This is a genomic window from Ktedonobacter racemifer DSM 44963 (assembly GCF_000178855.1).
Lineage (GTDB): Bacteria > Chloroflexota > Ktedonobacteria > Ktedonobacterales > Ktedonobacteraceae > Ktedonobacter > Ktedonobacter racemifer.
Genome location: NZ_ADVG01000001.1, coordinates 723,454 through 747,611 on the forward strand (window position 1 = coordinate 723,454; position 24,158 = coordinate 747,611).

The 24,158-nt window shown below is 55.8% G+C and carries 18 protein-coding genes; 4 read left to right on the forward strand and 14 right to left on the reverse strand.

Going from position 1 to position 24,158, the window contains the following annotated elements:
• Nucleotides 1-164: 164 nt before the first annotated feature.
• The 3 genes from KRAC_RS03390 to KRAC_RS03400 all read right to left on the reverse strand — a co-directional run bounded on the left by KRAC_RS03390 (nt 165) and on the right by KRAC_RS03400 (nt 4,288).
• The gene (locus KRAC_RS03390) at nt 165-1,439 is read right to left on the reverse strand and encodes an adenylosuccinate synthase (RefSeq protein ID WP_007904508.1); all 1,275 of its coding nucleotides are present in this window, start codon (nt 1,437-1,439) and stop codon (nt 165-167) included.
• Nucleotides 1,440-1,462: 23 nt separating this feature from the next.
• Entirely contained in the window at nt 1,463-2,341 is an 879-nt protein-coding gene (locus KRAC_RS03395) for a TrmB family transcriptional regulator (RefSeq protein ID WP_007904510.1), read from the reverse strand.
• 243 nt (nt 2,342-2,584) lie between these two features.
• Nucleotides 2,585-4,288 (reverse strand): cellulase family glycosylhydrolase, encoded by a 1,704-nt coding sequence (locus tag KRAC_RS03400; RefSeq protein WP_040442746.1) that lies wholly within the window; start codon nt 4,286-4,288, stop codon nt 2,585-2,587.
• Between the two features lie 385 nt (nt 4,289-4,673).
• Between KRAC_RS03400 and KRAC_RS03405 the strand changes: the two genes are divergently transcribed.
• Nucleotides 4,674-6,110 (forward strand): helix-turn-helix domain-containing protein, encoded by a 1,437-nt coding sequence (locus tag KRAC_RS03405; RefSeq protein ID WP_007904513.1) that lies wholly within the window; start codon nt 4,674-4,676, stop codon nt 6,108-6,110.
• A 142-nt stretch (nt 6,111-6,252) separates the two neighbouring features.
• A complete protein-coding gene (locus KRAC_RS03410) occupies nt 6,253-6,660 on the forward strand; it encodes an NUDIX hydrolase (RefSeq protein WP_007904514.1) in 408 nt (135 codons plus the stop codon).
• A 90-nt stretch (nt 6,661-6,750) separates the two neighbouring features.
• Here KRAC_RS03410 and hisF read toward each other — a convergent pair whose 3' ends face one another.
• From hisF to argC, 8 genes are all read right to left on the reverse strand, one after another.
• The gene (gene hisF / locus KRAC_RS03415) at nt 6,751-7,518 is read right to left on the reverse strand and encodes an imidazole glycerol phosphate synthase subunit HisF (RefSeq protein ID WP_007904519.1); all 768 of its coding nucleotides are present in this window, start codon (nt 7,516-7,518) and stop codon (nt 6,751-6,753) included.
• 9 nt (nt 7,519-7,527) lie between these two features.
• A complete protein-coding gene (hisA, locus tag KRAC_RS03420) occupies nt 7,528-8,250 on the reverse strand; it encodes a 1-(5-phosphoribosyl)-5-[(5-phosphoribosylamino)methylideneamino]imidazole-4-carboxamide isomerase (protein WP_007904521.1) in 723 nt (240 codons plus the stop codon).
• Nucleotides 8,247-8,858 carry an imidazole glycerol phosphate synthase subunit HisH gene (gene hisH / locus KRAC_RS03425; protein ID WP_007904523.1) on the reverse strand — a complete coding sequence of 204 codons (612 nt, stop codon included), beginning with the start codon at nt 8,856-8,858 and terminating at the stop codon, nt 8,247-8,249. The genes hisA and hisH overlap by 4 nt, the downstream gene beginning before the upstream one ends.
• Before the next feature lie 18 nt (nt 8,859-8,876).
• Nucleotides 8,877-11,225, reverse strand: a complete 2,349-nt coding sequence (locus tag KRAC_RS60640; protein WP_007904525.1) for an HAD family hydrolase — start codon at nt 11,223-11,225, stop codon at nt 8,877-8,879.
• Nucleotides 11,222-12,301: an ATP phosphoribosyltransferase gene (gene hisG / locus KRAC_RS03435; protein WP_007904526.1), complete on the reverse strand. Its 1,080-nt coding sequence runs from the start codon at nt 12,299-12,301 to the stop codon at nt 11,222-11,224. The genes KRAC_RS60640 and hisG overlap by 4 nt, the downstream gene beginning before the upstream one ends.
• Nucleotides 12,298-13,830, reverse strand: a complete 1,533-nt coding sequence (locus KRAC_RS03440; protein WP_007904527.1) for a histidine--tRNA ligase — start codon at nt 13,828-13,830, stop codon at nt 12,298-12,300. The genes hisG and KRAC_RS03440 overlap by 4 nt, the downstream gene beginning before the upstream one ends.
• 287 nt (nt 13,831-14,117) lie before the next feature.
• Entirely contained in the window at nt 14,118-14,987 is an 870-nt protein-coding gene (argB, locus tag KRAC_RS03445; protein ID WP_007904528.1) for an acetylglutamate kinase, read from the reverse strand.
• A gap of 95 nt (nt 14,988-15,082) precedes the next feature.
• Nucleotides 15,083-16,153, reverse strand: a complete 1,071-nt coding sequence (argC, locus tag KRAC_RS03450; RefSeq protein ID WP_007904529.1) for an N-acetyl-gamma-glutamyl-phosphate reductase — start codon at nt 16,151-16,153, stop codon at nt 15,083-15,085.
• Nucleotides 16,154-16,820: 667 nt separating this feature from the next.
• On the opposite strand from argC, the gene KRAC_RS60645 reads away from it, so the two are divergent.
• Both KRAC_RS60645 and KRAC_RS60650 read left to right on the forward strand, forming a co-directional pair.
• A complete protein-coding gene (locus KRAC_RS60645) occupies nt 16,821-18,773 on the forward strand; it encodes a serine/threonine protein kinase (protein ID WP_007904531.1) in 1,953 nt (650 codons plus the stop codon).
• A 580-nt stretch (nt 18,774-19,353) separates the two neighbouring features.
• Nucleotides 19,354-21,414, forward strand: coding sequence for a serine/threonine-protein kinase (locus KRAC_RS60650; protein WP_007904533.1), 2,061 nt, complete (start codon nt 19,354-19,356; stop codon nt 21,412-21,414).
• Nucleotides 21,415-21,517: 103 nt separating this feature from the next.
• On the opposite strand, the gene KRAC_RS03465 is transcribed toward KRAC_RS60650, so the two are convergent.
• From KRAC_RS03465 to KRAC_RS03475, 3 genes are all read right to left on the reverse strand, one after another.
• Nucleotides 21,518-21,871 (reverse strand): hypothetical protein, encoded by a 354-nt coding sequence (locus tag KRAC_RS03465; protein WP_007904534.1) that lies wholly within the window; start codon nt 21,869-21,871, stop codon nt 21,518-21,520.
• 247 nt (nt 21,872-22,118) lie between these two features.
• The gene (locus KRAC_RS03470) at nt 22,119-23,138 is read right to left on the reverse strand and encodes an ABC transporter substrate-binding protein (protein ID WP_007904535.1); all 1,020 of its coding nucleotides are present in this window, start codon (nt 23,136-23,138) and stop codon (nt 22,119-22,121) included.
• A gap of 68 nt (nt 23,139-23,206) precedes the next feature.
• Complete coding sequence (locus KRAC_RS03475) at nt 23,207-24,076, reverse strand: ABC transporter permease (protein WP_157506294.1); 870 nt, start codon at nt 24,074-24,076, stop codon at nt 23,207-23,209.
• Between the last annotated feature and the right edge of the window lie 82 nt (nt 24,077-24,158).

Consider the following 24,158-nt stretch of genomic DNA (forward strand, 5'->3'; position numbering starts at 1 on the left):
ATGTTACAAATTCCTTCGTATCTAACTATCTCTATTCTTAAATTCCAGAGATATTATAATATATTCTTCGCGGCTCGCAGGCACGAAGACGCTCTTGATAGCAGAAGGGACGCTGCATGTAGCCCACAGGCCCCAGGCAACGCCCCTCTTCATCAGCTCTAGCCTTACGCCAGCAGTGTCTGGTTACGATGCGGACCGACGCCCACGCTATGCAGGGGGACACCGGTCAATTCGGCCAGGCGATCCAGGTAGGCGCGCGCATTGTAGGGCAGGCCCGTCAAAGACTGAATGCTTCTGGTTGGCTGCTGCCAGCCAGGAAGCACTTCATAAACAGGCTCACATGCCTCGTGAGCCAATGGATCAGGAAGGTCGGTAATCAGCTCACCGCGATAACGATAGCCAGTGCAGACGGGAATTTTGGCAAAGGTATCCAGTACATCTAGCTTGGTAATAGCCAGGCCTGTGCATCCATTAAGCTCGGTGACATAGCGTGTGACGACCGAGTCAAACCAGCCAATACGTCGGGAGCGGCCCGTGGTCGCGCCAAACTCTCCGCCCAGTTCACGCAGGTGCGCGCCCAGCTCGTCCAGGAGCTCCGTTGGCATGGGACCCGTGCCAACCTGAGAGCTATAGGCCTTGGCAACACCAATCACGCGATTAATATAGCGTGGAGGGATGCCCGCGCCCACCGCGGCACCGCCAGCCGAAGGTGAAGAGCTGGTTACAAAGGGATAGGAACCCCAGTCGATGTCTTTCATGGCGCTCAACTGGCCTTCGAGCATGATACGCTTCCCATCGCGCAAGGCGGCTCGCATCAAAGGAACCGTGTCTACGATGCGCGCTTTGAGCTGCTCGCCCCAGGTCAGGGCCTCAGCCACCAGTTGCTCCAGGTCAAACGGCTGTTCACCATATACATTTGTCAACACTGCATTATGCCGGCGCAGGATAATCGCCAGCTTGTCGCGCAACACCTGCTCTTGCTGCAAATCGCTGATGCGTATACCGATGCGACCTACTTTATCGGTATACGCAGGGCCAATACCACGCCCGGTTGTATCTACGCGATACGCTCCACGCGCCTGGTCCTCGACTTTGTCTAGCACTTTATGATAAGGCATAACGACGTGCGCGCGATCAGAGATCTTCACATTATCGATATTCACACCCTGGGAGGCGATCTCCTGCAACTCCTCAAGCATCGCGGGCGGATCGATGACGGTGCCGGTACCCAGGATGGAGAGACACTGGGAATTAAAGACGCCCGAGGGCACCAGGTGCAGCTTGAATGTTCCATACTCGTTGATCACGGTATGACCAGCATTCCCACCACCCTGGAAGCGAACACACATGTCCGCTTCTGTGCTCAGGAGATCAACAATCTTTCCCTTCCCCTCATCCCCCCATTGTGTACCAACTACAACAGTTACCGATGCAGTCATAATCTATTAGTGCTCCTTATCAATTAAAGCATTTCCGTGTTGACTTCTCGCCCGAGTTCGGATGAGAGATGCAGGGTTTGCGCGTCCAACCTGGTGACAGCAACCAGTCGCTCGGCGTCCGCCTGCGGCAGGAGGCGGCGACGTAAATGAACCAGGTGCGTGCCAAAGGCCGTCTCCAGCTCTTGTGAGAACTGCTCATAGATCGCGGCCAAGTAGGCCTCGTCTCGGATCAACTTCTCCACCACACGTACCATGGTACGGTTCTGCGTTACCACTCCGCTTGCCGGGACATCCAGGGAGGCCACCAGGGCCTCTTGAAAATCGATTGCCAGCGCGACTACATGGCCGCCTACGACCTTTTCAGGAACCTCATGGCGGTAGATGGTCGCAAAATCCGCGTCCACTTCGCCAAAGAGGTTCAAAATAATGACACAGCCACGGTCACGCGCCGCGCGCAAGACGCCCGAGAGGCGCTCGACATCCTCTGCCCAGAGGCTGGCCGCGATCCGATGCTGCGCGCCCGCAATCAATTCGGTGAGGCGCGTCTCTATACGCTGGCGCTCCCGCAACTCCCAGAAGTGTCCAATAGTGTCAGGCTGCTCCAGGGCTGAGAGTTGCTGCTCCAAATCGTGACAACGCTGCGCCGTCTTCTGCTGAATACGCTTGAGCAACTGCGCAGGCGGCACCGAAGCGTAACGCACCGGGTCAGGTGTAACAGCAATCACGCCCTCTTTGGTAACCAGCGTCTCCAACGCTTGATAGGTATTGGCACGCGGCAGCCCGGTCCCCTTACTTACTTCATAGCCCGTTGCATTGGGATATTGCAAAAGATAGATGTAGACCTGCGCCTCCGCTCCGGTAAAGCCCAGATGCTTTAGCTCTTCAATCATCGCGCCCACCACAGTTCGCTCTCCCTTTCGTCTTTAGTAGTAGCAACAACTACTACTATAGTCGGTTCCTCGTCGATTTGTCAAGGGGGCACACCACGAACAAAGCTAACACGATCTACCGCTCTCTTCTATCGACCCGGCACACGATAAACTTTATCCATGTTGATAGTTAACCTCGAGCACACAAAAAGCCCCTGCCCTGTCTTGAGACAGGGCAGGGGCGCTAGAAGGGTAGGGGAAAGAAAGGCCCTTCGTCTATGGCTCCGTTCCCCAGATGAGCTGGCCTTTATAGTAGGCAGTCACCTTCGTCCAGGCCGTATAACTTGTCGTGCTCTGGCTGTAAGAGTAATCGTTGTTCTCGTTGTAATTACTCCAATCAGTCTTGTTGAAGCGGTTCTGAATATCACCAGTGTTAGCGCCAGGGGCAAGCGTTCCCGCGCCCAAGGTAAAGCTAACTTCCAGGTAATAGTCGGCGTTTGTACGCGCCGGGGAGACGGCTACAAACCTAGCGCTGATATTGGAGCAACCGATCTGGGCATAGTCACACGAGTACGTCTGGGAGACATTGCTATCGATGGTATACCAGTAGCGAACGGTTATATCGCTCAGGTTAATGGCGCTGCTCCCTGTGTTGGTGACCTCCAGCCCCGGCCTGATCTGGTTGTCGGTGGGATTAGAGTCATTATTTTTGTAATACACTTTTACAGAGGCCGAGCCAGGAGGCGGTGTGGGTGTGGGCGTAGTAGTTGTCGTTGGTGTGGGCGTCGGCGTATTGGTAGTGGTCGGAGTGGGCGTCGGTGTACCACCGCCACCAGAGCTTGCATCAAGCGGGAACTCAATCGGCGTAAGATAGGCCTGTTTCGTCTGGTTGACGGTCGTCCAGTCATCATTTAAGATGCCGCCTGTATCGCCGGAATTTGGATTCAAGCACCAGAACGTCCAGTTAATGCCGCTCGCGCCTTTGCCCAGGTAGTTGGTCAATGTCGCGAGCCACTGCTGATCCGAGGTAGTGGCCAGCCTCGTACCAAACTCACCCAGCCAGACAGGAGCAATGTTTTGCTTGATGAGATAGCCCCAATGCGTATCCCAGACGCCAGGCAGATTGTTGGGATAGTTTGGATCACTAAACCAGGTCTGATTGTAGACACTTGCGGGATAGTCATGCGCGGAGTAGACGAGGCGATTAGCAACATTCAAGGTCACAGGGTACTGCGCCGCTCCCTCGAGATTGCCACCCCACCAGTAGCAGTCGCCACTGGCCTGACCACCCGGTCCAAAGCAATCGACACCCTCTACAAAGATTAACCAGTTGGAGTTGACCGAGAGGATCGCGTTACCCGCCCGCTCGGCGGCGAGACGCCAATCTACGGTCTGGTCGCCACAGCCCCAACAGGCCGGCGAGTGCGGCTCGTTGTGCAGATCTGCACCTATGACCATGGGATTCCCCTTGTAGCGCTGAGCCAGCATCTGCCAGTCGGAGATCCAGCGTGACTCAGGATACGCGGAAGTGTACCAGAGGGCCGATTGCGCACCAGAATCTGGGCGATGCTGGTCCAGAATGCTCCGTAAGCCAATCTGGCTGGCATAGCCAATCACTTTGTCCATAATCTGGATACCACTTAAACCCTGTAAGTCGGGATTTTTATTGTAATCGATCCCGTTGGGGGTGCTTCCAGAGTCAAAGAGTTGGTTTGAATAGGGCAGGCGCAGGGTATTATACCCCAGGCTCTTGATCTGATCCAGCATGTCCTTGTAACTACGCGTCCAGAGTCCGTGGGGCGCATAGTTAGCCGTTTCCATGCCAAACCAGTTAATGCCCGCGATACGCACCGGCTGATTATTTGCATCTAAGATCTGTGATCCGTTGGTGTGCCAGTAGCCCGTGCCGGCAGCCTGGGCCGTGGTGTGAGTCGTAAATTCCATAGCGAGACACGATATGAGCACTAATAACACAACCATTGGGAGAGTGAAACGTCCCTGTTGCCACCAACTGCGACGTTGGAGCATTTGCGCAGACATAGACCTCCTCGCTTTCATAGCTTGCTTCCCTGCTTTGGAGATGCAAAACAATTAACTCTCTTCTTGATATACCTTTTTATTTGGGAGCGAGTCAATTTCGGCGGCGTGATTGATAAAAAACTGAATAGAAATCAGCAGGAGATGCATCTTCACTCTACATCACAGCCCATTAGAAGAGGAGAGATATACCTATACAATATAGAAAAGTCCAAGAACAGGCTAAAGAAGGTAGGGTGGCTTACTTGACAGCTATGAACAAATAACATACTGTAAAAGATAAGCGTATCTTCAGTGCTTTGCATCGCTAACGACATAGAGGTCGAAAATGAGGAAAGCAGCTACCCATCCCCTGCGCACCGCGCGTACTCGCTACAACCTGACAATTGAACAACTGGCTCAGGAGACGAGTATGAGTACGGCCACTATCTGGCGCGCGGAACATAATTATTCCATCAACGCGGAGTCACGCCGGCGTTTATGCACTTATTTTGGCATGACCTCGCAAGAATTGGGATTGGCCATAACCCCTGAGCGTGGGCAAAAAAAATTACTGACAACTCGAGCCGCTTCATCGTCGCCGACACTAGCCCCTGCACACTTGCATGAGCTAGACCCTACTAACACCTATCCCCGGCACGAGGGGCACGCCACTCACACAACAGCCACGCCCATCGCGACGACGCCCTTCCAGGAACAGACAGGACTCTGGCTCATTCTTGGCGCGAGTCAGCTCTCCTCAGCCTTCGAACAGCAATGGACGCCCGAAACGCTCTTTGAATCACTACACATCGTCTCCCAAAGCCTGCGCGGTATGCCCACATCCGTGCGCCTGGCGCTGCAACACTATGGTATCGGTTCCTTGCATCTCAAGGAGCATATGTCTGCCAGCGAGTGTTTCCAATTGCAAGAATCCTTTACGCATAGCGTCAACCAGGCCTGGCAATTCTCTCACGCCAGCCGGCCCGAACAGGTTCTTGCCGTTGGTCATGCCCTGCGTATGCTCCTGGACTATATTCATACCTTGCTCCCTCCACGCATCCACGCCATCTTCTCGGCCTCAATCTATAACCTGATTGGTTCGGCCCTCCATCACCTGGATGCCAGCGAGGCCGAGGAACAAATGTATGCCCGGGCCTATGCCGCGGCCTCCGAGGCGCAAGACCCCTGGCACCAGGCTCAGAGCCGGAACTGGCAGGCGATTGCCGCCAACTTTGCGGGTCGCTACAGTCGCGCTATCCAGTATATCGAGGAGGCCTATCGCCTGATTGAAGAACTGGAGGGCGAAGAGTTTCTCTGTTCCAAAGCACACTTACTGGCGAACTGGGCCTACAACGCGGCTATCCTCCAGGACTATGCCATCGTCCAGGAGAAGCTCGAAGCCTCAGGACAATTGCTCAAAGCCCTGACTCCTAATGATGAGTTTGACGCCGCGACCTGGCATCAAATAGCAGGCAACTGCACGTTGATGAATGGACGCTACAACGAGGCCATTACCCATTTCGAACAATCTCTCGCTCAGTTTCCGGAACACTGGCGCTCACGACGCGCCCTGACTCTTATTCCCCTGGCGGAGGCCTATGCCAAAAAGCGCGAGAAAGAGGCCAGCCTGGTGATAGCCCAGGAAGCAGCCTCAGAGGTACATACGCTCTCCTCCAAAATGCTGATGAACCGCCTCCTCGAATACCAACATGTGCTCATCGAGGCCTTCCCCCGCGATCCAGGAGTGCGCAAGTTCATCGCCCATGCCACGCCCACGCGTTAATGCTTGGCCCATTACTGGCGTACGCGGCTACTCAGACCGAGTAGCCGCGTACGCCAGTGGTGGGCTATGGACAGCCCGCATATACCTCTGCTATGATACTGCCTGGTTCCTTGTTCAGGAATTCAGGAGGCATCGTATCACCATGCAAGAGACACATTTCATCGATAAATTAGCCCTTATCTATCTACAGGACGGTAAGCTCCTGGTGACACGCTCACAGGGGAAAGATATGTACTATCTGCCTGGCGGCAAGCGCGAGGCTGGGGAGAGCGATTATGCCGCGCTCAGTCGCGAGGTACTGGAAGAGTTGAATGTCTCGCTTGAGCCTGGGACAGAACACTACTTCGGCACCTTTGAGGCACAGGCACACGGGAAAGCCGCCGGGACCCTCGTGCGCACAACCTGCTACAACGCAAAGATCCACGGAGAACCCCAGGCCAGTAGCGAGATCGAGGAGATTGCCTTTGTGGCATACGCCGACCGCGCACGCTGCTCTACCGTGCTCCAACTCGTCCTCGACGACCTCCACGCCAAAGACCTGCTCGCCTAAAATCTAACACATTTACATACTGAAAAAGCATGGGGCGTGCGAGCAACCTGAGGTTGCTCGCACGCCCCATGCTTTTTCAGTATGTAAGTTTCACGCTGGGCGCACAATCACATTACGCTCACGCAGATATGCCTTGGCGTCGCGTACGCGATACTCGCCAAAGTGAAAGATAGAGGCAGCCAGGACGGCATCGGCCTCCCCTTCCGTTAAACCAGCATAGAGATGCTCTAGCGTGCCGACGCCACCCGAGGCAATCACAGGGACGCTTACCGCGCTCGCGATCTTACGTGTCAGTGCCAAATCATACCCCTGCTTGGTGCCATCGCGATCCATACTCGTCAGCAGGATCTCGCCCGCGCCAAGCTCGACACCATACTGCGCCCACTCCAGGGCGTCCTTCCCGGTTGGCGTGCGCCCACCATGTACAAAGACCTCGTAGCCGCTGGGCATGGCGGAATTGGCCCGCGCATCAATCGCCAGCACAATGCACTGCGCGCCAAATTGCTCGGCTCCCGCGCGCAAAAGCTCAGGCTTCTGGACCGCGGCGGTGTTCAGCGAGGTCTTGTCGGCGCCAGCCCCCAGTGTAGCACGGATATCTTCTACCGTGCGGATACCTCCGCCTACGGTGACCGGGATAAAGACCTGCTCGGCGGTACGCCGCACCACATCAAGCATGGTCGCGCGTTGCTCATAGGAGGCGGTGATATCAAGAAAAACCACCTCATCGGCTCCCTCGTCGTTATAGAAGGTCGCCAGGGCTACGGGATCGCCCGCGTCACGCAGGTTGACAAAGTTCACTCCTTTGACGACACGACCATTGGCGACGTCGAGGCAGGGAATAATACGCTTGGTCAACATAGCCTTTGATCACGCTCCCTTCTCTAACTCACGTACCGCCTGCGCCAGGTCGACCGCGCCGGTATAAATGGCCTTGCCAACAATCGCGCCCTCTACGCCTGATTGGGCCAGTTCGCGCAGGTCCTCAAGTGAACTGACCCCGCCCGAGGCAATCAGCGCGCTCTCGGACGCCTGTTGCATCTCGCGCAAGGCGGGCAGATTGGGACCGCTCAGCGCGCCATCGCGCGCGATATCGGTGTACACAAAGCGCCGCACGCCCAGCCTGGACAGTTCGCCAGCCAGTTCTGTGGCGCGCACCTGCGAGGTCTCGTACCAGCCCGAGACAGCGACAAAGCCATCACGCGCATCCAGGCCAACCACGATTCGCTCTCCCCAGCGCGCAAGCGCCGCCTCCAGCAGCGCACGATCACGCAGTGCGACCGTACCCAGAATGACACGCTCCACGCCCAGGGCCAGCACCTGCCCAATCTGCTCCAGGCTGCGCATGCCCCCCCCAACCTCGATCTGCAGCGTTGTCTCTCGCCGCATTCGCTGTATAAGCTCTGTATTGACGGGGCGTCCCTGGGCCGCGCCATCCAGATCAACGACATGCAACCAGCTCGCTCCGGCCTCCTGCCAGCGCTGTGCGACCTGCACGGGATCACGACCATAGGTCGTCACCTGCGCGTAGTCGCCCTGGTAGAGGCGTACACACAGGCCATCTTTAATATCTATCGCGGGAAGAATAATCATACGCGTTTCGTCCAATCCACAAAGTTTTGCAACATACGCAGGCCAATCACGCCACTCTTCTCTGGGTGAAACTGCGTGCCCCAAACCTGCTCAGTGACGATGACGGTACAATAGGGCGAGCCATATTCGGTCACGCCCGCGACACCCGCCTGGTCACGTGGCTCCACGTAATACGAATGCGCGAAGTAGAAATATGCCTCGTTGGGGATGCCCGCGAAGATGGGTAAGTCCTCACGCAGTGGTTGCACCTGGTTCCAGCCCATATGCGGGATCTTCGGACCATGAGGAATACGCCGCACCTCGCCTGAGAAGAGGCCTAAGCCCGCCGTCTCCCCTTCGTCATGGTGCTCAGAGAGAAGTTGCATTCCCAGGCAGATACCTAAAAATGGCTTGCCCACCTGCGTGGCTTCGCGAATGGCGTCATCCAGACCGCGCTCGCGCATACGCTTCATGGCCGAGCCACCCGAGCCCACACCGGGCAGGACGACGGCACTAGCCCGCGAGACCACCGCCGCCTCGTCGGTAACACATACCTCGCCGCCAACGTGCTCCAGGGCCTTGGCGATGCTATGAATATTGCCCGCTCCATAGTCAACAATAGCAATCATGAATACTTCCTCTCCCTTCTAGCGTTCCTGCTCAACCGTCTCCGCCAGCAGACAGGGCGAGAGTATCTCCGTCTCCTGTCCCAGCGACACGGCATAGGTCAATCCCAGCCAGCCAATGAGCGGCGGTAGACGCCGCCCATCAAAGAGGTTGATCGTCAGCAAGGGGCAACAGAGCAACGCGGCGTGCATGATCTCTTCCCAATTCTCCGGCAAGGCCCCCTGTGAAGAGAGCCAGGCGAGCAATGGTCTCAACAAGTGTTCGCGCTTGGTCTGGAGGATGGCCTCGCGCACGGGTGGGAGCGTGAAATCATATGCGATCTCGATACAGCCTTCCTGTTCATCGACTTTCACCTGCAAGGAGCAGTCCGGCGCGATCTCCAGCGGGAAGTACATCCAGCTTGCAAAGACGTTATGAAAGAGCGGCTTAATGACATCCAGCAAGGGCGAGTGTCGACCAGCGAAGGCGGGATCAAAGTAGAGGTATTCGCGCCCCTCCTCCAGGAAGACATTCCCGAAGTGCGCGTCGCCATGCCCCACCACCGTTAGCCCGGCCTGGGCTGGCTGGAGCACACTTTTGGCGCGCTCAACCAACTCACCCAGCGTCAGGCGCTGCACCTGCCCATTAATACGCCAGCGATAGGCGCAGAGCTGCGCAAAGGTAATTTCGCGCTCGGGCTGCGTGGGAAGCGGAAGGCTCTTCTCCTCGTAGAAGCTGGCCAGGCGTCCTCCGGTCAGGCGATGCCAGAACAGCTGGTGAATGGGAGCCGCCTCGTGCTCCTCAGCGCTCACCGGGGCCTCTGTCTCCTGGTAAATACGCAAGAGGCGCTCGCACTCCAGTCGCTCAGCGGCAACCAGTTGCTCAAGGGAGGCCTGCGCCGTCTGCCCAGTCTCGATGGCACGCATCATGTCGAACATGACTGGCCAGTGAATAACCGGGTAGATGACCATCTGCTGGCCGCTCCTGCGCAATGTGCGCACGGGCAAGACCACGTTATAGCCCGCCTCGTGCAGGAGCGTGGCGTTATAGTACTCCGCCAGAACCCCCTGGTCCTCTACATGCGTCTTAAAGAAGTACTCTTCTCCACCAACCCGATAGAAACCATTAAATGAATTGAGCGAGACGGCTTTGGGTGTAAGCTGGATGCTGTCGATACGCAGATCCATCTGAACCGCGAACCAGCGTTGTAGCAGTTGCTCTGCTTTTTCGCGCTCATGAAATTGTAGCCGCTGGATTGTCCCCAGGTCATCGATCTGGCGCACCAGGGCAGGAACATGTGTCACATCCTCTAACAGAAAGTCGGGAGCGCTCTGCGCAAGCAGTGTCCGTGCCTCCTCAGTTCTGGCCCCGGTTCGGACCGCGATACAGAAGGCATCTCCCGCGTGCGCCCCTCGCACATCGCTGGTCGTATCTCCAACCACGAGAAAGCTTCCACGAGGCGGCAGGGGATCACCCGGCATATACTCCGGGAAGGCGGCGCGCAAGAAGGGGAAGGGGTGCGGCTTGGCCAAGGTCAGGGGTCTTCCTTCTTCTCGCAGGCGCCGCTCCGCCTCCGCCACTTCGGTATGCGTCACGATATGCTCAGTACTGAAGAAAGTGAGCAGCCCATAGTTACGCAGGGGGGTAAGGGCCTCGAAGCGGCCACGCCCGGTGCAGATGCCCAGGGTATATCCCTGGGCCTGCAAATCCTCAAGCGTTGCGCGCAACTGCTCAATTGGCAGAAGAGGCTGCTCAAAATTGATGCAACCAATTTTGCCCGCCTGCCAGGGCGCTCGCCCATAATCCTGCGTGAAGAGCGCATCGCCCAGGTACCATTCCTGGAAGAGGTCACGGCAGAACTTCCAGGAGGGGCTATAATGCCCAAGCCCTCCCTCGCCCTCGACATTCAAAACCTGGCGAGCCAGGATATCCAGGCGCGCCAACAGATCAAAGCCAGTATAGCTAGCAAGCGTGGGATCGGTGAGCGGTCGTAGGCGCTCATGGTCTACCTGGGGACGGGCCTGGGCCAGTTGCCCGCGTAAGCGAGCATTCCAGGCGGCATCTTCTACACGCGGTGGCCAGAGGGCGGCGTGGTCGCTCACCTGGGCAAGCACATCGATCAGATAGAGGCAGAAAGCGGCATAGCAGGTATCCCAGTTTGAGTTGACGGCCCGTGCCTTTAAGCCCTGAATCAAGGCCTCGGGAAAGACCGCCTCGCTCCAGGTGCGGCACTCCTCGACTGTCTGGGGTGGCATGTACTCAGAGCGTCCATCGACATTCCAATAGCGCGGGCTATAGAGCAGTTCATGCAAGACCAGGCCTGCCGTCGTCCAGTACATCTCCTCGCTAGTAATCACGCCATCCAGGTCAAAAATCACTATTTTTTTCAAGATAATCTCTTCAGCCTTTCCCTGAGTGCGCGCGCATTCACGGATTCCTGCGCGAAGCGATAGGTCAGTGGCGTCACGTTGATATGCGTGGCTCCAGCTTGGCGTAGCACCGCCACCGTCTCCAGCAGTTGAGGCGCGGCCTCGCCGACTTTGGCCACACCCGAGAGCGTGTACTGGTCAGGGGCCGACTCGCCATCCAGTTCTGAATTGACCATACGGAACTCGATGCCCGCCCCCATGGCCTTCAGGCGCTGGTTGAGCCGTCCACAGGCATCGCGCATTCCCTCAAAGCTCTCCGCGCGCATATAGGCGGTCAGCAGTGAGCGGTTGCGCGCCTGGTTGCGCGCATCGATCAACTCCAGGACCGTCTCGGTCAGCTTGAGCGCGAGTGGATGCTGCTTGAGGAGACGCGCATTGCCCATCAAGCAAGCCTGAGAGCGTAGGATCACGCCATCGTCCAGCAGCTTGAGATGGTTCTCGCGTAAGGTCGTGCCCGTCTCGGTCAGGTCCGCGATCAGATCGGCGGTGTCGGTCAACGGAGCTGCCTCTAGCGCGCCATGCGGCGAAAATATCTTGCAGTGCGTAATGTTATGCCGCCGTAGGAACTGCGAGGTCAGCACGGGATACTTGGTGGCGATACGCAGTCCTCGCCCTCGATGTGTGCGATAATACCCCGATAAGTGCCAGAGATCCGCGCAGGAGCTGACATCAATCCAGGTCTCCGGCACAGCCAGGACGAGGCGGCAGCTCCCATACCCCAGGTCACGCATAAGCACCAGCAGGTCTTCATCCAGGTGGTCCTCTTCGTCCAGGTCATCACCGTAGCCTCGATGTTCTGCCAGGATATCATAGCCTGAGACACCCAGGGTCGCGTCGCCACTCTGGACCAGGTCCGGTATATCGGCGGCTCGCTGGAAGACAACCTCCAGGTCAGGCATGCTCTTGATGCGCGCCAGGTATTGACGCGGATTGCTGCGGCTGACCTTTAAGCCGCACTCGGCAAGAAATGACATAGTCGCGCCCTCCAGGGCTCCCTTCCCTGGCAGGGCTAAACGCACTCGTTCCTGGGCACTCATACCAACTGCTCCTTCTGCTCTTCACCAAAATCTGCTACCAGGCCATTGGCAAGCTCGCCAAATGGAAGGCGCCACTCGACGCTTGTCTCTAGATTGCGTACCGTTACCTCGTTCTGCCTGGCTTCATCCTCGCCTACAATCAGCGCCAGAAGGATCTGCTTCTTAACAGCTTGCTTCAATCCCGCGCCGACACCATGCCCGCTGATATCCACCTCTACGGGCTGACCCGCCTCGCGTGCGGCTCGCGCCACGCGAAGCGCATAGGGAAACTCGTTCGCGCTAACTGGAATTACCAGGGCCTGTGTCTGATTTAACACCGGTAGCGTGGCCTGGGGAATATGCGCGAGTAGGCGCTCAAGGCCAATGGCAAAGCCACAGGCCGCGATATCGCGCGAACTACCTACGGCTCGCATAAGGCGATCATAGCGCCCTCCGCCACAGAGCTGAGCATCAAAGCCATCCGCCTCCTGCGCGTGAATCTCGAAGACCAGGCCCGTATAATAGCTCACACCACGCCCCAGCGAGAGGTTCAGCAGAATCTGCTCGCTCGGCACACCACACTGCTCAACAACGGCCACCAGTTGGCGCAACTCATTGAGGGGGGCGGTGTCGAGGCCATAGCGTTCTAGCAGTTCTGCCACTGCCTCAAAGACGGCTGGAGGAGGACCCGAGACGGCATGCAGCTCGCGCAAAAACTCTAGTGCGTTCAGGATCTGCCGCCGTTGCTCATTGCGTCCCATTTTCCACAAGAAGCGCTCCACGACCTCGCGCCGTACGTCGTCATCGCCAAAGGAGATGCTGATACCGCTCAATAACGACGAGATATAGCGTGCATCTACTCCGCTCAAGACCGTGGCTGGCGGCGAAACTTCTGACGCCATCTTGTTCAAGGCCTGGTCCGCGGGATAGAGGCGCTCCAGCCGCTCCTGCGCCAGGCGCTCCCCCTCCTCCGACCGGCTGATCTGTTCCATCAGGCCAAGCAAGAGGCGGGCCGCATGGTCATCGAGGTGCAGGCGGTTGATGAAGCCGCTCGCGACGCCTACATGCCCCAGTTCCAGGCGATAACGTGAGATCCCTAGATCGTGGAGGACCTCGCATGCCAACTGGATCATCTCAGCATCCGCGGCCGCTGGCTGACCGCCAAAGATTTCAATGCCAAGCTGCGTATGCTGTCGGTAACGGCTGCGCCCCGGAGCCTCATAGCGAAAAATTGGGCCAGCATACTGAAAACGCTGCGGCAGCCCCTGCTGCTGATAATGGTCCAGGTACAAACGGCAGATGGAGGCGGTATATTCTGGGCGCAAGCAGAGGTCGCGTTGATGGATACGAAAGGCGTAGAGGTTCTGCCATAGCTCCTGACCAAAGCTGGCATGAAAGAGGTCGCTATGCTCTAGCACGGGGGAATCGACATGGGCGTAGCCCGCGTGCTCTAACAGCTTGCTCACCTTCTCGCTTACCCACTGCTGTTGCTGATAGACCTCTGGTAACAGGTCGTACATACCTCGCAATCGCTCAACGCGCTTCTTCATGGAACGTCCTCTCCACTGTTACTGTCACATTTCCTGCGTAATGCAGGCGGCAATAAACGCATGTCCCCGTTAGCGTTTGGAAAGACTCTGCCCTTTCCAGATGTCAACGCTGACGGGGACCACTCTCTTGTTCTCTGCTATGTAGTATAAAACATATTTGCTGACTTGCGGTGAGGCCATGCGTCTAAAGTACTTCTCACGCCTACGGCGCTCGCCTGATAGTGAGTGTGGTACGTGCTTGTGGCCGCAGGCCACAAGCACGTACCACACTCACTATCCCCCAATTTTTAGCGGATAATCATAGTACCCGCGCCCTGGTCTGTGCAAAGTTCGCGCAGGAGCACATGCGGCTCGCGACCATCCACGATATGCACACGCGGCACTGCCGCCAGCGCGTCCAGGCAGGCCGAAACCTTGGGGATCATGCCACCGCTGATCACGCCCTCGTCGATCAAGCGGCGAGCCTCGGCATCGCTCAATTCGGAAATCAAGGTTCCATCGGCGCGACAGATGCCAACCACGTTACTCAAAAAGATCAGCTTCTCCGCGTTTAACGCGCCCGCCAGGTGCGCGGCGACCAGATCCGCATTAATATTGAGGCAGGAGCCATCTGGCCCCTGACCCAATGGCGCGATTACAGGAATAAAGCCCTGCTCCAGCAAGGTATGCACAGATGAGGGATCAATCGACTCCACCTCACCCACAAAGCCCAGGCGCTCATCTAACATACGTGCCTGTACCATATTGCCATCTGTCCCACACAGGCCAACCGCATTAGCTCCCAACTGCGAGAGCATCAGTACCAGGCGCTGATTGACCTGCCCACGCAACACCATGCGTACCACCTCTAAGGTCTCCGCGTCGGTGACGCGCATACCATCCAGGAAACGCGTCGGAATACTGAGCTTCGTCAGCCAGTCATTAATATAGGGTCCACCACCATGCACCAGTACAGGAAGCGCGCCCAGTTGATGCAGCCAGACGATATCCTGCAATACCTCTTGCTGGTGCTCCAGCATACTGCCACCAAGCTTAAACACCAGGATCTTGTCTTTAAGGTAGTTAATATAATTAATTGCTTCGCTTAACACTCTGGCTATAAGATGTTGATCATTGATAATTTCACCATCTGGTGTGCGTTCAAACGCTATTGTCATTGTTCCTATGTTCCTCCTCACTCTACATCATGTGCTCCGAGGCTCGCGGGTTACACACAACAGTAGAGGGATCACATTGCATACATTTTTTCAGACTAGGGATTGACTCCAGCCCCTGCCAGGCCCAGACTCTCGGGCCAACCAAGCATACAGTTCGCGTTCTGAATAGCCTGACCCACCGCGCCTTTAACCAGGTTATCGGTGCAGGACATTACAATCAGGCGTCCCGTTCGGGCATCAAGCGTTGGATAGATAAAACAATGATTGCTGCCATAGGCCCACTTGGTATGAGGTGGCTGATCCACTACATGCACAAAAGGCTCGCCCGCGTAATACTCGCGATACAGCTCCACGAGAGCCTCTGACGAGAGGCTCTTCTCTACAGCGCCAGGCGCAAGCGTGGCATAGCAGGTCGCCAGAATGCCCCGCGTCATGGGTACCAGGTGCGGCAGGAATGTCAGGCGGATATCGGAGAGTGCATGTCCGCCATCCCTGGCAGCAGCGAGCAACTCTTGCTTGATCTCGGGCATATGCCGATGACCGCCCACACTATAGGGACTCATATCTTCGTTCGCCTCGGCAAAATGTGTCCCCAGCGTCAAGCCACGGCCCGCGCCACTAATGCCCGTTTTCGAGTCCACGATGACGTCTGGCTCTACAATGTCCCGGGCAAAAGCGGGTAACAGGGCAAGAATGGCGGTGGTTGAGTGGCAACCGGGACTAGCGACGAGGCTAGCCCCCGCGATCCGCTCACGATAGCGCTCACAGAGGCCAAAGACCGCGCTTTCGAGCAAGGCTGGAGCAGGATGGGTGTGCTTGTACCATTCTTCATACACCGCCACATCATGCAGGCGGAAATCCGCTGAGAGATCGACGACCTTTGTGCCGCGCTCAAGCAGGCGTACGACCGCCTCTGCGGCGGCGGCATGGGGCAAGCAGACAAACGCCAGGTCTGTCTGTGCTGGCTCCTCCGCGATCACCATCGTTGGATCAATCGCGGTCGTGGCTGCAAGGGCCTGTAGTTGTGGGAAGACATCTACCAGCGTCTTGCCCGCCAGGCTGCGTGCAGTGACGGAGGTAACCTTTAATTGAGGATGCTGTGCAAGCAGGCGCAAAAGTTCCAGGCCGGTATAACTAGTAACGTTAATAATAGCAGTAGAAATCATTATCTGGCCCCCAAGAGTTAAGATATTGGAACAAAAAAAACCCTCATCCCTATCATATGATACAGGGACGAGAGCTACAGCCTGGCTCCCGCGGTGCCACCCAGTTTGCCTTTCCTCAATTGAGAGCAAAGACCACTCATTTCGACTCAAAAAGCTTGCGTGTGAGTCGCACACCCGGCGTACTTATCGTCACGAGACGATTTTCTTCCGCCAGCCGCTCGCGGACGCGTTCTGAGGGCTACTCCATTCCGACCTTGCACTGGACGTCGGATCGCTGTCTGGCTCCGCACCTCATACTTCTTCCGGTCATCACGGGCAGAAAACACTATACTACTGAGAGAATACGAGGATCTTCAGTTTATGTTCTATTATGACCAAGAATAACAGCCAGGGGTAGCAATGTCAACCAACTTTTCCCCCACCAGGAACTCTGGTGCGCCAAAAGCCGAAAAAGTGGCCGAAATACACACATATGTGCTCTCGGCAGTGTTTATGCTGTCCAAAGGACTCTCTTCTTGCTCTTATGATTAGCATAGCATACAATAAAAACAGCTTTATTAGCATTCCACTCTTCTCTTGGCAGAACACTATAAAAGTCCTATTTTAGCAAACATATCACTCCACATAGTTCGCATAAAAACTAAAAACTAACATGGCAGGGAAGATTATGGCTGAGAAAACAGATCATTTCATCGGTACAAAGCTTGGAAATTACACTCTGGAGCGTCTCCTGGGCAGGGGAGGCATGGGAGCAGTCTACCTCGCACAGCAACAACTCCCCGCTCGCAAAGTCGCGGTCAAGATTCTTCAGCCACCTGGCTCAACAGATTCCGAACACTACATACAATTTCTCCAGCGCTTTCGCCGCGAGGCTAACATCATCGCACGCCTGGAGCACGTTAATATCACCCCTATCTATGAATACGGTGAGCAAGAGCATTTTGCCTATCTCGTCATGCCCTACTTCAGCGGCGGAAGCCTGCGCGATCTCCTGGCACGCGAGGGACACCTGTCACTCAACACCGTACTCACCTATGGCAACCAGGCAGCCTCAGCCCTTGACTACGCGCACGCTCAAGGTATCCTGCATCGCGATCTCAAGCCATCCAATCTCTTGCTGCACGCCGATGGCCGCCTGGTACTGGCTGACTTTGGCATTGCCCGCATCCTCCAGGATCAACCGGGCACAATGCCCGCGCTGACAACCACAGGTATGCTGCCAGGGACGCCTGAATATATGGCACCCGAAATGATGTTGGGAGAAGAGGTAAGTCATCTGGCCGATATCTACGAATTTGGTATCGTGCTCTTTCAGCTCTTGAGTGGGCGTCTCCCTTACCCTGGCACAACCCTCTATGCTCTGGCAATGAGTCATGTTCAGCAACCACTCCCCTCTCTACACCAGTTGCGTCCCGAGATCCCCCAGGTTTACGATGAAATTCTGCAAAAGGCATGCGCTAAGCAGCGCGAGGTGCGCTATCAATCGGCACAAGCCCTCATGCGTGAGCTGCACCAGGCCGCGATCTCCCCAGGCACATTCAAGCTGGTAGAGCCTCCTACTGAGATTTCTGCACACAATGCTGAGGCACCTGCATTCTCTAACGCCTCAGCGCAACCAGTACCTCCACCCTTTGCCGCGCCCGAAGTCCAGCAACCGCCAGTGCAGGCTCAATGGCAACCCCAGCCAGAATCAGCTTCTCACTGGCCCAACAACAGGCAGGATACACCCGCCATCTATGCCCCCTATGCGGTAGGGAACCGTCAGACACAACCACATCCCTACACGCCTCATCCGCCTGCATATTATCCACCACAGGCAACACGGAGACGCTCCTCCTGGACCATCGCGCTCACTATGGTAATCATTCTCCTTCTCCTTGGAGGCAGCGTTGTCTTTGCCCAGCAACTCCTCACCAGAAACAGCACTGCGTCCTCGCCGACAGCGACATCTGTTTCTGGATATACGACGGCAACAACCTCCAGGGAAGCACAATACACGCCTTCAACGACAAGCACCTCCGCGCCTGCCACAACGACACCAGGCACATCCCAGGTTCCGCATGGAGCACGCCTCTATCGAGCAACGGGTGTGGGTCAAAGCTGTGATCATAATGGGGGGGCCTGGAGTGATTACAATGGCGTCGGCATCACCTGTTCTGGCAACCAGACGGTGATCCGCAACACAGCCTCAACGGCACAGCTTCAAGGCACCTTTCTCAGCAAGATACAGGGACAGGCCTATACTTCCAACTATGTTGTCGAGGCCCAATTACAACAAGCTAACACCTCCAGCAGCGACTTTGGCCTCTACTTCCGCAATCAACCTGGACAACAACAAGGCGTCTACACGCTTCTTGTCCACCCTGATGGCACCTGGAACACCTATGTGTACGACAATAATACGGGCGCACCGACTAGGCTAGCGGGTGGCAATCTTGGCGATGCCCATGCCGCCATTCTTCTCGCAGTTATCGCCAATGGTCAGTCATTCACTTTCTACGCCAACGGCCACAAATTGGGAGAGATAACAAATACGACCTATGCTCAGGGAACCGCTGGTATCGCAGTCGATAAAGGTGCAAGCATAACCGCACAGAGCTTTACGCTCTACCAGGTCTAATTACCTCTTTTGTTGGCATGAGAGAACGCCCAATAAGGCGGGGAGATAGCCCGTATTGGCCAATCTCCATGCATCACTCTATGGGGCGAGCACTCGCCTATACATGCACGATGGAAGAGGTCTCCACCTGCCTATTATATAAAAAGGTCCGGAAAAACTTTCCTTATTGCTGTATATATACTATAATGAGTGCCGGATACGTCGCAGGTATCGGCTTTTCTTATATATTTCCGTACTTCTTCGCTACTTTCCTGGCTTTTATCAGCAGAAGTGGTTATAGTAGTAGGGTACATGTGTGCGCACAGGCTAGCCAGGTTGGATGATGAGCATAAGTACGAATAGACTCAGTGGTAGTAGGGTCAATAGCAAACAATAGTACAAAGTACGTGATTTAAAAACACATTTACCTTACCCAGACATAAAATACATTTAAACGCATTTACATATCAGCAGCAGCAACTTCTTATGCGGAAACCAACCCCCATTCGGGGACACGCGGGGACCACCTGAAGGTGGCACAGTAAGCGCGCTCAGGTTTCCGAGAGGACCTAAGCTTATTTTCTGAGAGGACATTACGAGCGTGATCTTAGATACAAATGATCTGATAGGCAAAACGCTCGGAACATGCACAATCCGACGCCTTATTGGACGAGGTGGCATGGGCGCAGTCTATCTAGCACAACAGAGCCGTCCACGACGCACTGTCGCCGTGAAAGTACTCCTGCCCAATACGTTTATGGACAAGCGACCCCGAGAAGAATTCCTCGCACGCTTCCGGCGAGAGGCCGATGCTATCGCGGCCCTCGACCATATTAATATTTTACCGCTCTACGAATATGGCGAGCAGGAGGATATGGCCTACCTGGTTATGCCTTATGTCACGGGAGGGACCCTACGCGAACTGCTCGAAGAGCGAGGCATCCTCCCCTTTACAGAGGTCGCGCGCATTATCGAGCAGGCCGCCGACGCGCTTGAAGGCGCCCATAAACAAGGTATTATCCATCGTGACCTCAAACCAGCCAATATTCTCTTCCATGCCGATGGCCGGGTGCTCCTGGCCGATTTTGGCCTGGCCAAAGTTGTGCGCGACCTACATGAAAGCGGCGTAAAGGGCCGTTCCAGCCAGGAGGGTCTGACCAGCGCCGGCACAATCGTTGGCACCCCTGAATATCTCTCGCCCGAACAGGGCACCGGCAAGGATGTCGATCACCGTACCGACATCTACTCGCTTGGTGTGATGATCTACCAGATGCTGGGAGGGCAGGTCCCCTTCACTGGCACCTCACCAGTCGCGATTGCCATCAAACACACGCTGGAGACCCCTCCCTCTCTCTCCGCCCTCAATCCCCTGGTCACCCCTGAGATCGAGGGCATCGTCATGAGGGCGCTGGCAAAAAATCCCGCTGAGCGCTACAATAGCGCGAGCGAGTTAGCCCGGATTCTCAAGACCACGCTTACGACTCCCTCGCAAGCAGGAATGCCGTCACAGCGTACGCCACTCATCGCTGAGGCCCAGACCGTCTTTGTCACGCTGCCCGATCAGGGCACACCCAACACCGAAGAGCAGCTTGAGCACAAACATCCTCAGCCCGTGTTTGAGCATGATGCTGTTACCCAGCTAGAAAATACGCCAACGACAATTTACAACGCCTCAACAGAGGCCGCGCCACGCGTTGTTGCCCAGGTTGAAAGCAAACGCGACGAACCGGTGCCTCATATGCCAGCCAAAGTGGAAGTGGCGCCCAGACACCAGCCCGTCATAGAGCAGGTACCAGCCTCTCCCCAGATGAGAGAGCCGCGTACAAATACGCCGCTGAGTCCGCCACCATTCTCGCCTATGCCCCAGCCCTCACCTCAGCCTGGACCACAGGGTCCTCACGCGCGTCGCCAGCCACTGGCAGTCGTGCTTGGAGGAGCGCTCCTGGTGCTTTTGATCATCATCGGCTCGGTCGTCTCCTATCAGCATTTTGCGGGCGGCCAGACAGCCTCAAAGGCTCCAACGGCTCAGCCCACGCATGATGTGACGTTGACAAACAAGTCGACGCCTACTGCGACCGCGACCCCCAGGCCACTTTCGTTACCAGGGCCAAAGGTCTCCGCTGGAAACCGTGTCTATGGGACCGATCTACCAGGAAAATCATGCGATAAACGTGGAGGCACCTGGAACGAAATCAATCTCAACGTGACCTGTCATGACACGAACGTTGAACTCCGCAGCAATGGTAGCACAGGCGTCCTCGTCCTAAAAGGTCTACCACAAGGTCAGACCTTCCCGAGCAATTATATTATCCAGGTTCAGATCGAGAGCGCCAGCGGTGACTACGGCATTCTCTACCGCAACCTGCCCGATACCAAAACGTCAAATGTCTTTATTCTCTCGACAGGCAACTGGCATAGCGACAACTATGATTCTTCCTGGAACAACCAGGGACAACTAGCCTCGGGTACAACGCAGGGCGACACCACAAAGTCGCATACCGTGGATGTCCAGGTGCTGGGGACGAGCTATACCTATACCGTGGACGGAACGTATTGGGGGAATGCCAACAACGGAACTAGTACGAATGCCGCGATTGGCATTCTTGTCACCCCCGGCTCGCATGTCACGCTGAAAAACTTGCAGGTCTTCGCAGCCCAATAAGAGGAAGCACTACTGACGTGCGCACCTACACTGTGGTGTGAATACCTGCCCCGAACGTGTAGGCGCGTACGTCAGTAGGCTCCCTCGCTTCTATGATTTAGGCCTAGCGCGACTCCATGGCATCAATGATGCTCTCTTCGTCGTCGCGCTGCACGGAGTCAGGGAACCAGTTACGAACTCGCTGCTCCGGCAAGATCGCTTTCACCTGGCGCAGCAAGGTTGACTTCTCCCTCTCGGTCGCGCGCTCCTCGCTCTTTTCGGGAGGGCATTTTTGCAGTTCGCGCGAAATGTTATTTAAAGCAGCCTGAAGGCTTCGGAGTGTATTGCGCGACTCTGCTGAGGTGCTGATGCCCTCCTGCTGCGCCCTCTGAAGACTCTCACGCATATTTTTTACTTCATTGGTCAGGTGATCGTGAAGCGTACGGAGCCGGCTACAGCGATCAGTTGTATGATTCATAAAAGTTGCCTCGCAATCGCTTAAAAATCATCGCCTGGTTGGTCAGATAGCCCAAGAAAAAGGCTATCCTACCGCCTTTATACACCATAAAGCATCTAGTATGCAATGTGCGTATGTGTTAAACGGTCCTTTTATCTCACTAGCTCCTAGCCCGAAACGTAGGTTTTTCATATAAACATGCTCCCTCTCATCGTTAATGAGAGGGAGCATGTTTGCGTCATAAAACGGCTTGCTAACTACAACTAGCTTAGGCAACCGTTTTATTGGTGTATACAGATGTGAGATTATCAACGGGCGCGATCAATTTCTCTGCGACCATGAATTGTTCCATAGACTGCCAGGTGACATCATCATTATTGCCCAGTTTGCCATCCCCCTGGTAGATAGGAATCGTGGCCTTTAACACCGCGCGCGCCTGCGTGGTATTCATGCCGGGAATATAACTCTGGCTCACCTGCAAAGCCTCGTCGGGGTTAGCAATCACGTCGCGCAGCCCCTTGAGCGTAGCCTGCACAAAGCTGCGCACCATTGCTGGCTGCTGCTGATACGTCCCCTCGGGTACGATAATGCCGTTTGAGACAATGGGCTGGTAGTCGGAGATCGGGAAGGTACGCACCTTGAGACCATGCTGCTCCAGTTGCAACGGCTCGTTGTTCGAGTAGCCCATCACGGCATCTACACGATGCGCCAGGAGCGCGGGCACCTGGGTAAAACCAATCGATTGGATCTTGACATCCGAGGTTGAGAGATGCGCCTTGTAGAGGAAAGCCAGCAGCGCCGTGTAGGTCGAGCCATAGGCTCCAGGAACGCCGATGGTATGCCCCTTCAGATCGCTCAGGCTCTTAATCGAGGAGTCCGCGGGTACGATCAAGCTTACTGGATATTTCTGGAAAATCGTGGCGACATCTAGTGCTTTGATCTGCTTATTGCTATTACGCGCGGTCAAAAGCTCATCGCCACCGGCGAAGACAAATGTATTTTTCCCGGCGACCATTGAGCCGATCAGGTCAGGCACAATCCCATGGTGGAAGGTGACATCCAGCCCCGCCTGGCTATAATAGCCCTTTGACTTTGCCACATAAAACGGCGCGAACTGAATATCAGGGACATAACCCAGGCCAATCGAGACCGCCTGTTTTCCCTGTGAGGATGAATTAGAACTTGTATTTGTAGTGGACGTTCCTCCGCATGCCGTTATCAACAGCATAAATAGCAGCGAAAGAATACCGAACGTTGCCACAGTTGAAGAACGATGACGTGCAGACATCGTGGGCTACTCCATTCTCCCTAAAAAGCTTTTGTAGAAAAAGCTTTTGTAGTCTGGTTACAGCTAGCCTAGTAAACCACCTGAGCCAGCTTACCAATCAACCAGGTACTACTATAGAACAAGACCGCCAGAGCAGCCAGTACCACAAGCGTGGCAAACATCAGCGGTGTATTATATTGATTCTTTGCCACCAGGAGCAGCGATCCCAAACCCTGGTCGCCTCCCTGGACAAATTCACCCACGAGCGCCCCCATGACGGAGAGAGTCAATCCCGTACGCACGCCCGCGATAATCGAGGGCAGCGCCAGGGGAAACTCGATATGCGCAAACATTGCCCAGCCAGCAGCTCCCTCCACACGCGCCGCATCTGTCAGCGCGCGATCTATCGTCTGCACCCCTAGCATGGTATTTACCACCATGGGAAAGACAACCACGAGCGCGCAAACATACATGTTGGGAACCCAGCCATAGCCCAGCCATAAGACCAGCAACGGCGCGATCACGACCACTGGAATGGCCTGGCCCGCCGCCAGGTAAGGATGGATGGCCGCGGCAAGCACACGCGACTTGGTCAGGACATACCCTAGCGGCAAAGCAAGCGCCAGCGCCAGAAGAAAACCTACCAGGCTCTCCTGTACTGTAACCCAAAGATTGCTGAGATATATTCCCGAGCTAAAGCCGCTGCTCAAGCTATCCAAGACATCGGCTGGCGCAGGCAAGAACAGGGTGTTGACATATCCATAGGCGCTGCTCACAAACCAGCCAATTAGTAGGGCCACGGCCAGGATCAGGGGGGGAACAACCGATAGCATCCAGGTAAAATTGCGCCTGGGCGCCTGGGAGGCGCGGCTAGCACTTCGTCGCGCTTGCGCCTCACTCCGCACAGCCGCTGCCTCGTACTCAGGCAACACCGCGCGCTGGTGTGTAGGAGTTGTCATGCTCATAACATCCCTCGATAGCTCTACTGACAGGCCTCAGCCAGAACAAGGCATAGAGATCCGTCAATTCAACTGATTCGGG

Bases quoted from the DNA above. Each gene is read 5' to 3' on its own strand.
- KRAC_RS03475 (WP_157506294.1), bottom strand. From the start codon at position 24,076: ATGACAACTCCTACACACCAGCGCGCGGTGTTGCCTGAGTACGAGGCA.
- argB (WP_007904528.1), bottom strand. From the start codon at position 14,987: ATGACAATAGCGTTTGAACGCACACCAGATGGTGAAATTATCAATGAT.
- KRAC_RS03405 (WP_007904513.1), top strand. From the start codon at position 4,674: ATGAGGAAAGCAGCTACCCATCCCCTGCGCACCGCGCGTACTCGCTAC.
- KRAC_RS03390 (WP_007904508.1), bottom strand. From the start codon at position 1,439: ATGACTGCATCGGTAACTGTTGTAGTTGGTACACAATGGGGGGATGAG.
- hisA (WP_007904521.1), bottom strand. From the start codon at position 8,250: ATGATTATTCTTCCCGCGATAGATATTAAAGATGGCCTGTGTGTACGC.
- hisF (WP_007904519.1), bottom strand. From the start codon at position 7,518: ATGTTGACCAAGCGTATTATTCCCTGCCTCGACGTCGCCAATGGTCGT.
- KRAC_RS03400 (WP_040442746.1), bottom strand. From the start codon at position 4,288: ATGGTTGTGTTATTAGTGCTCATATCGTGTCTCGCTATGGAATTTACG.
- KRAC_RS60645 (WP_007904531.1), top strand. From the start codon at position 16,821: ATGGCTGAGAAAACAGATCATTTCATCGGTACAAAGCTTGGAAATTAC.
- hisH (WP_007904523.1), bottom strand. From the start codon at position 8,858: ATGATTGCTATTGTTGACTATGGAGCGGGCAATATTCATAGCATCGCC.
- KRAC_RS03470 (WP_007904535.1), bottom strand. From the start codon at position 23,138: ATGTCTGCACGTCATCGTTCTTCAACTGTGGCAACGTTCGGTATTCTT.
- KRAC_RS03410 (WP_007904514.1), top strand. From the start codon at position 6,253: ATGCAAGAGACACATTTCATCGATAAATTAGCCCTTATCTATCTACAG.
- KRAC_RS03440 (WP_007904527.1), bottom strand. From the start codon at position 13,830: ATGAAGAAGCGCGTTGAGCGATTGCGAGGTATGTACGACCTGTTACCA.
- argC (WP_007904529.1), bottom strand. From the start codon at position 16,153: ATGATTTCTACTGCTATTATTAACGTTACTAGTTATACCGGCCTGGAA.
- KRAC_RS03465 (WP_007904534.1), bottom strand. From the start codon at position 21,871: ATGAATCATACAACTGATCGCTGTAGCCGGCTCCGTACGCTTCACGAT.
- hisG (WP_007904526.1), bottom strand. From the start codon at position 12,301: ATGAGTGCCCAGGAACGAGTGCGTTTAGCCCTGCCAGGGAAGGGAGCC.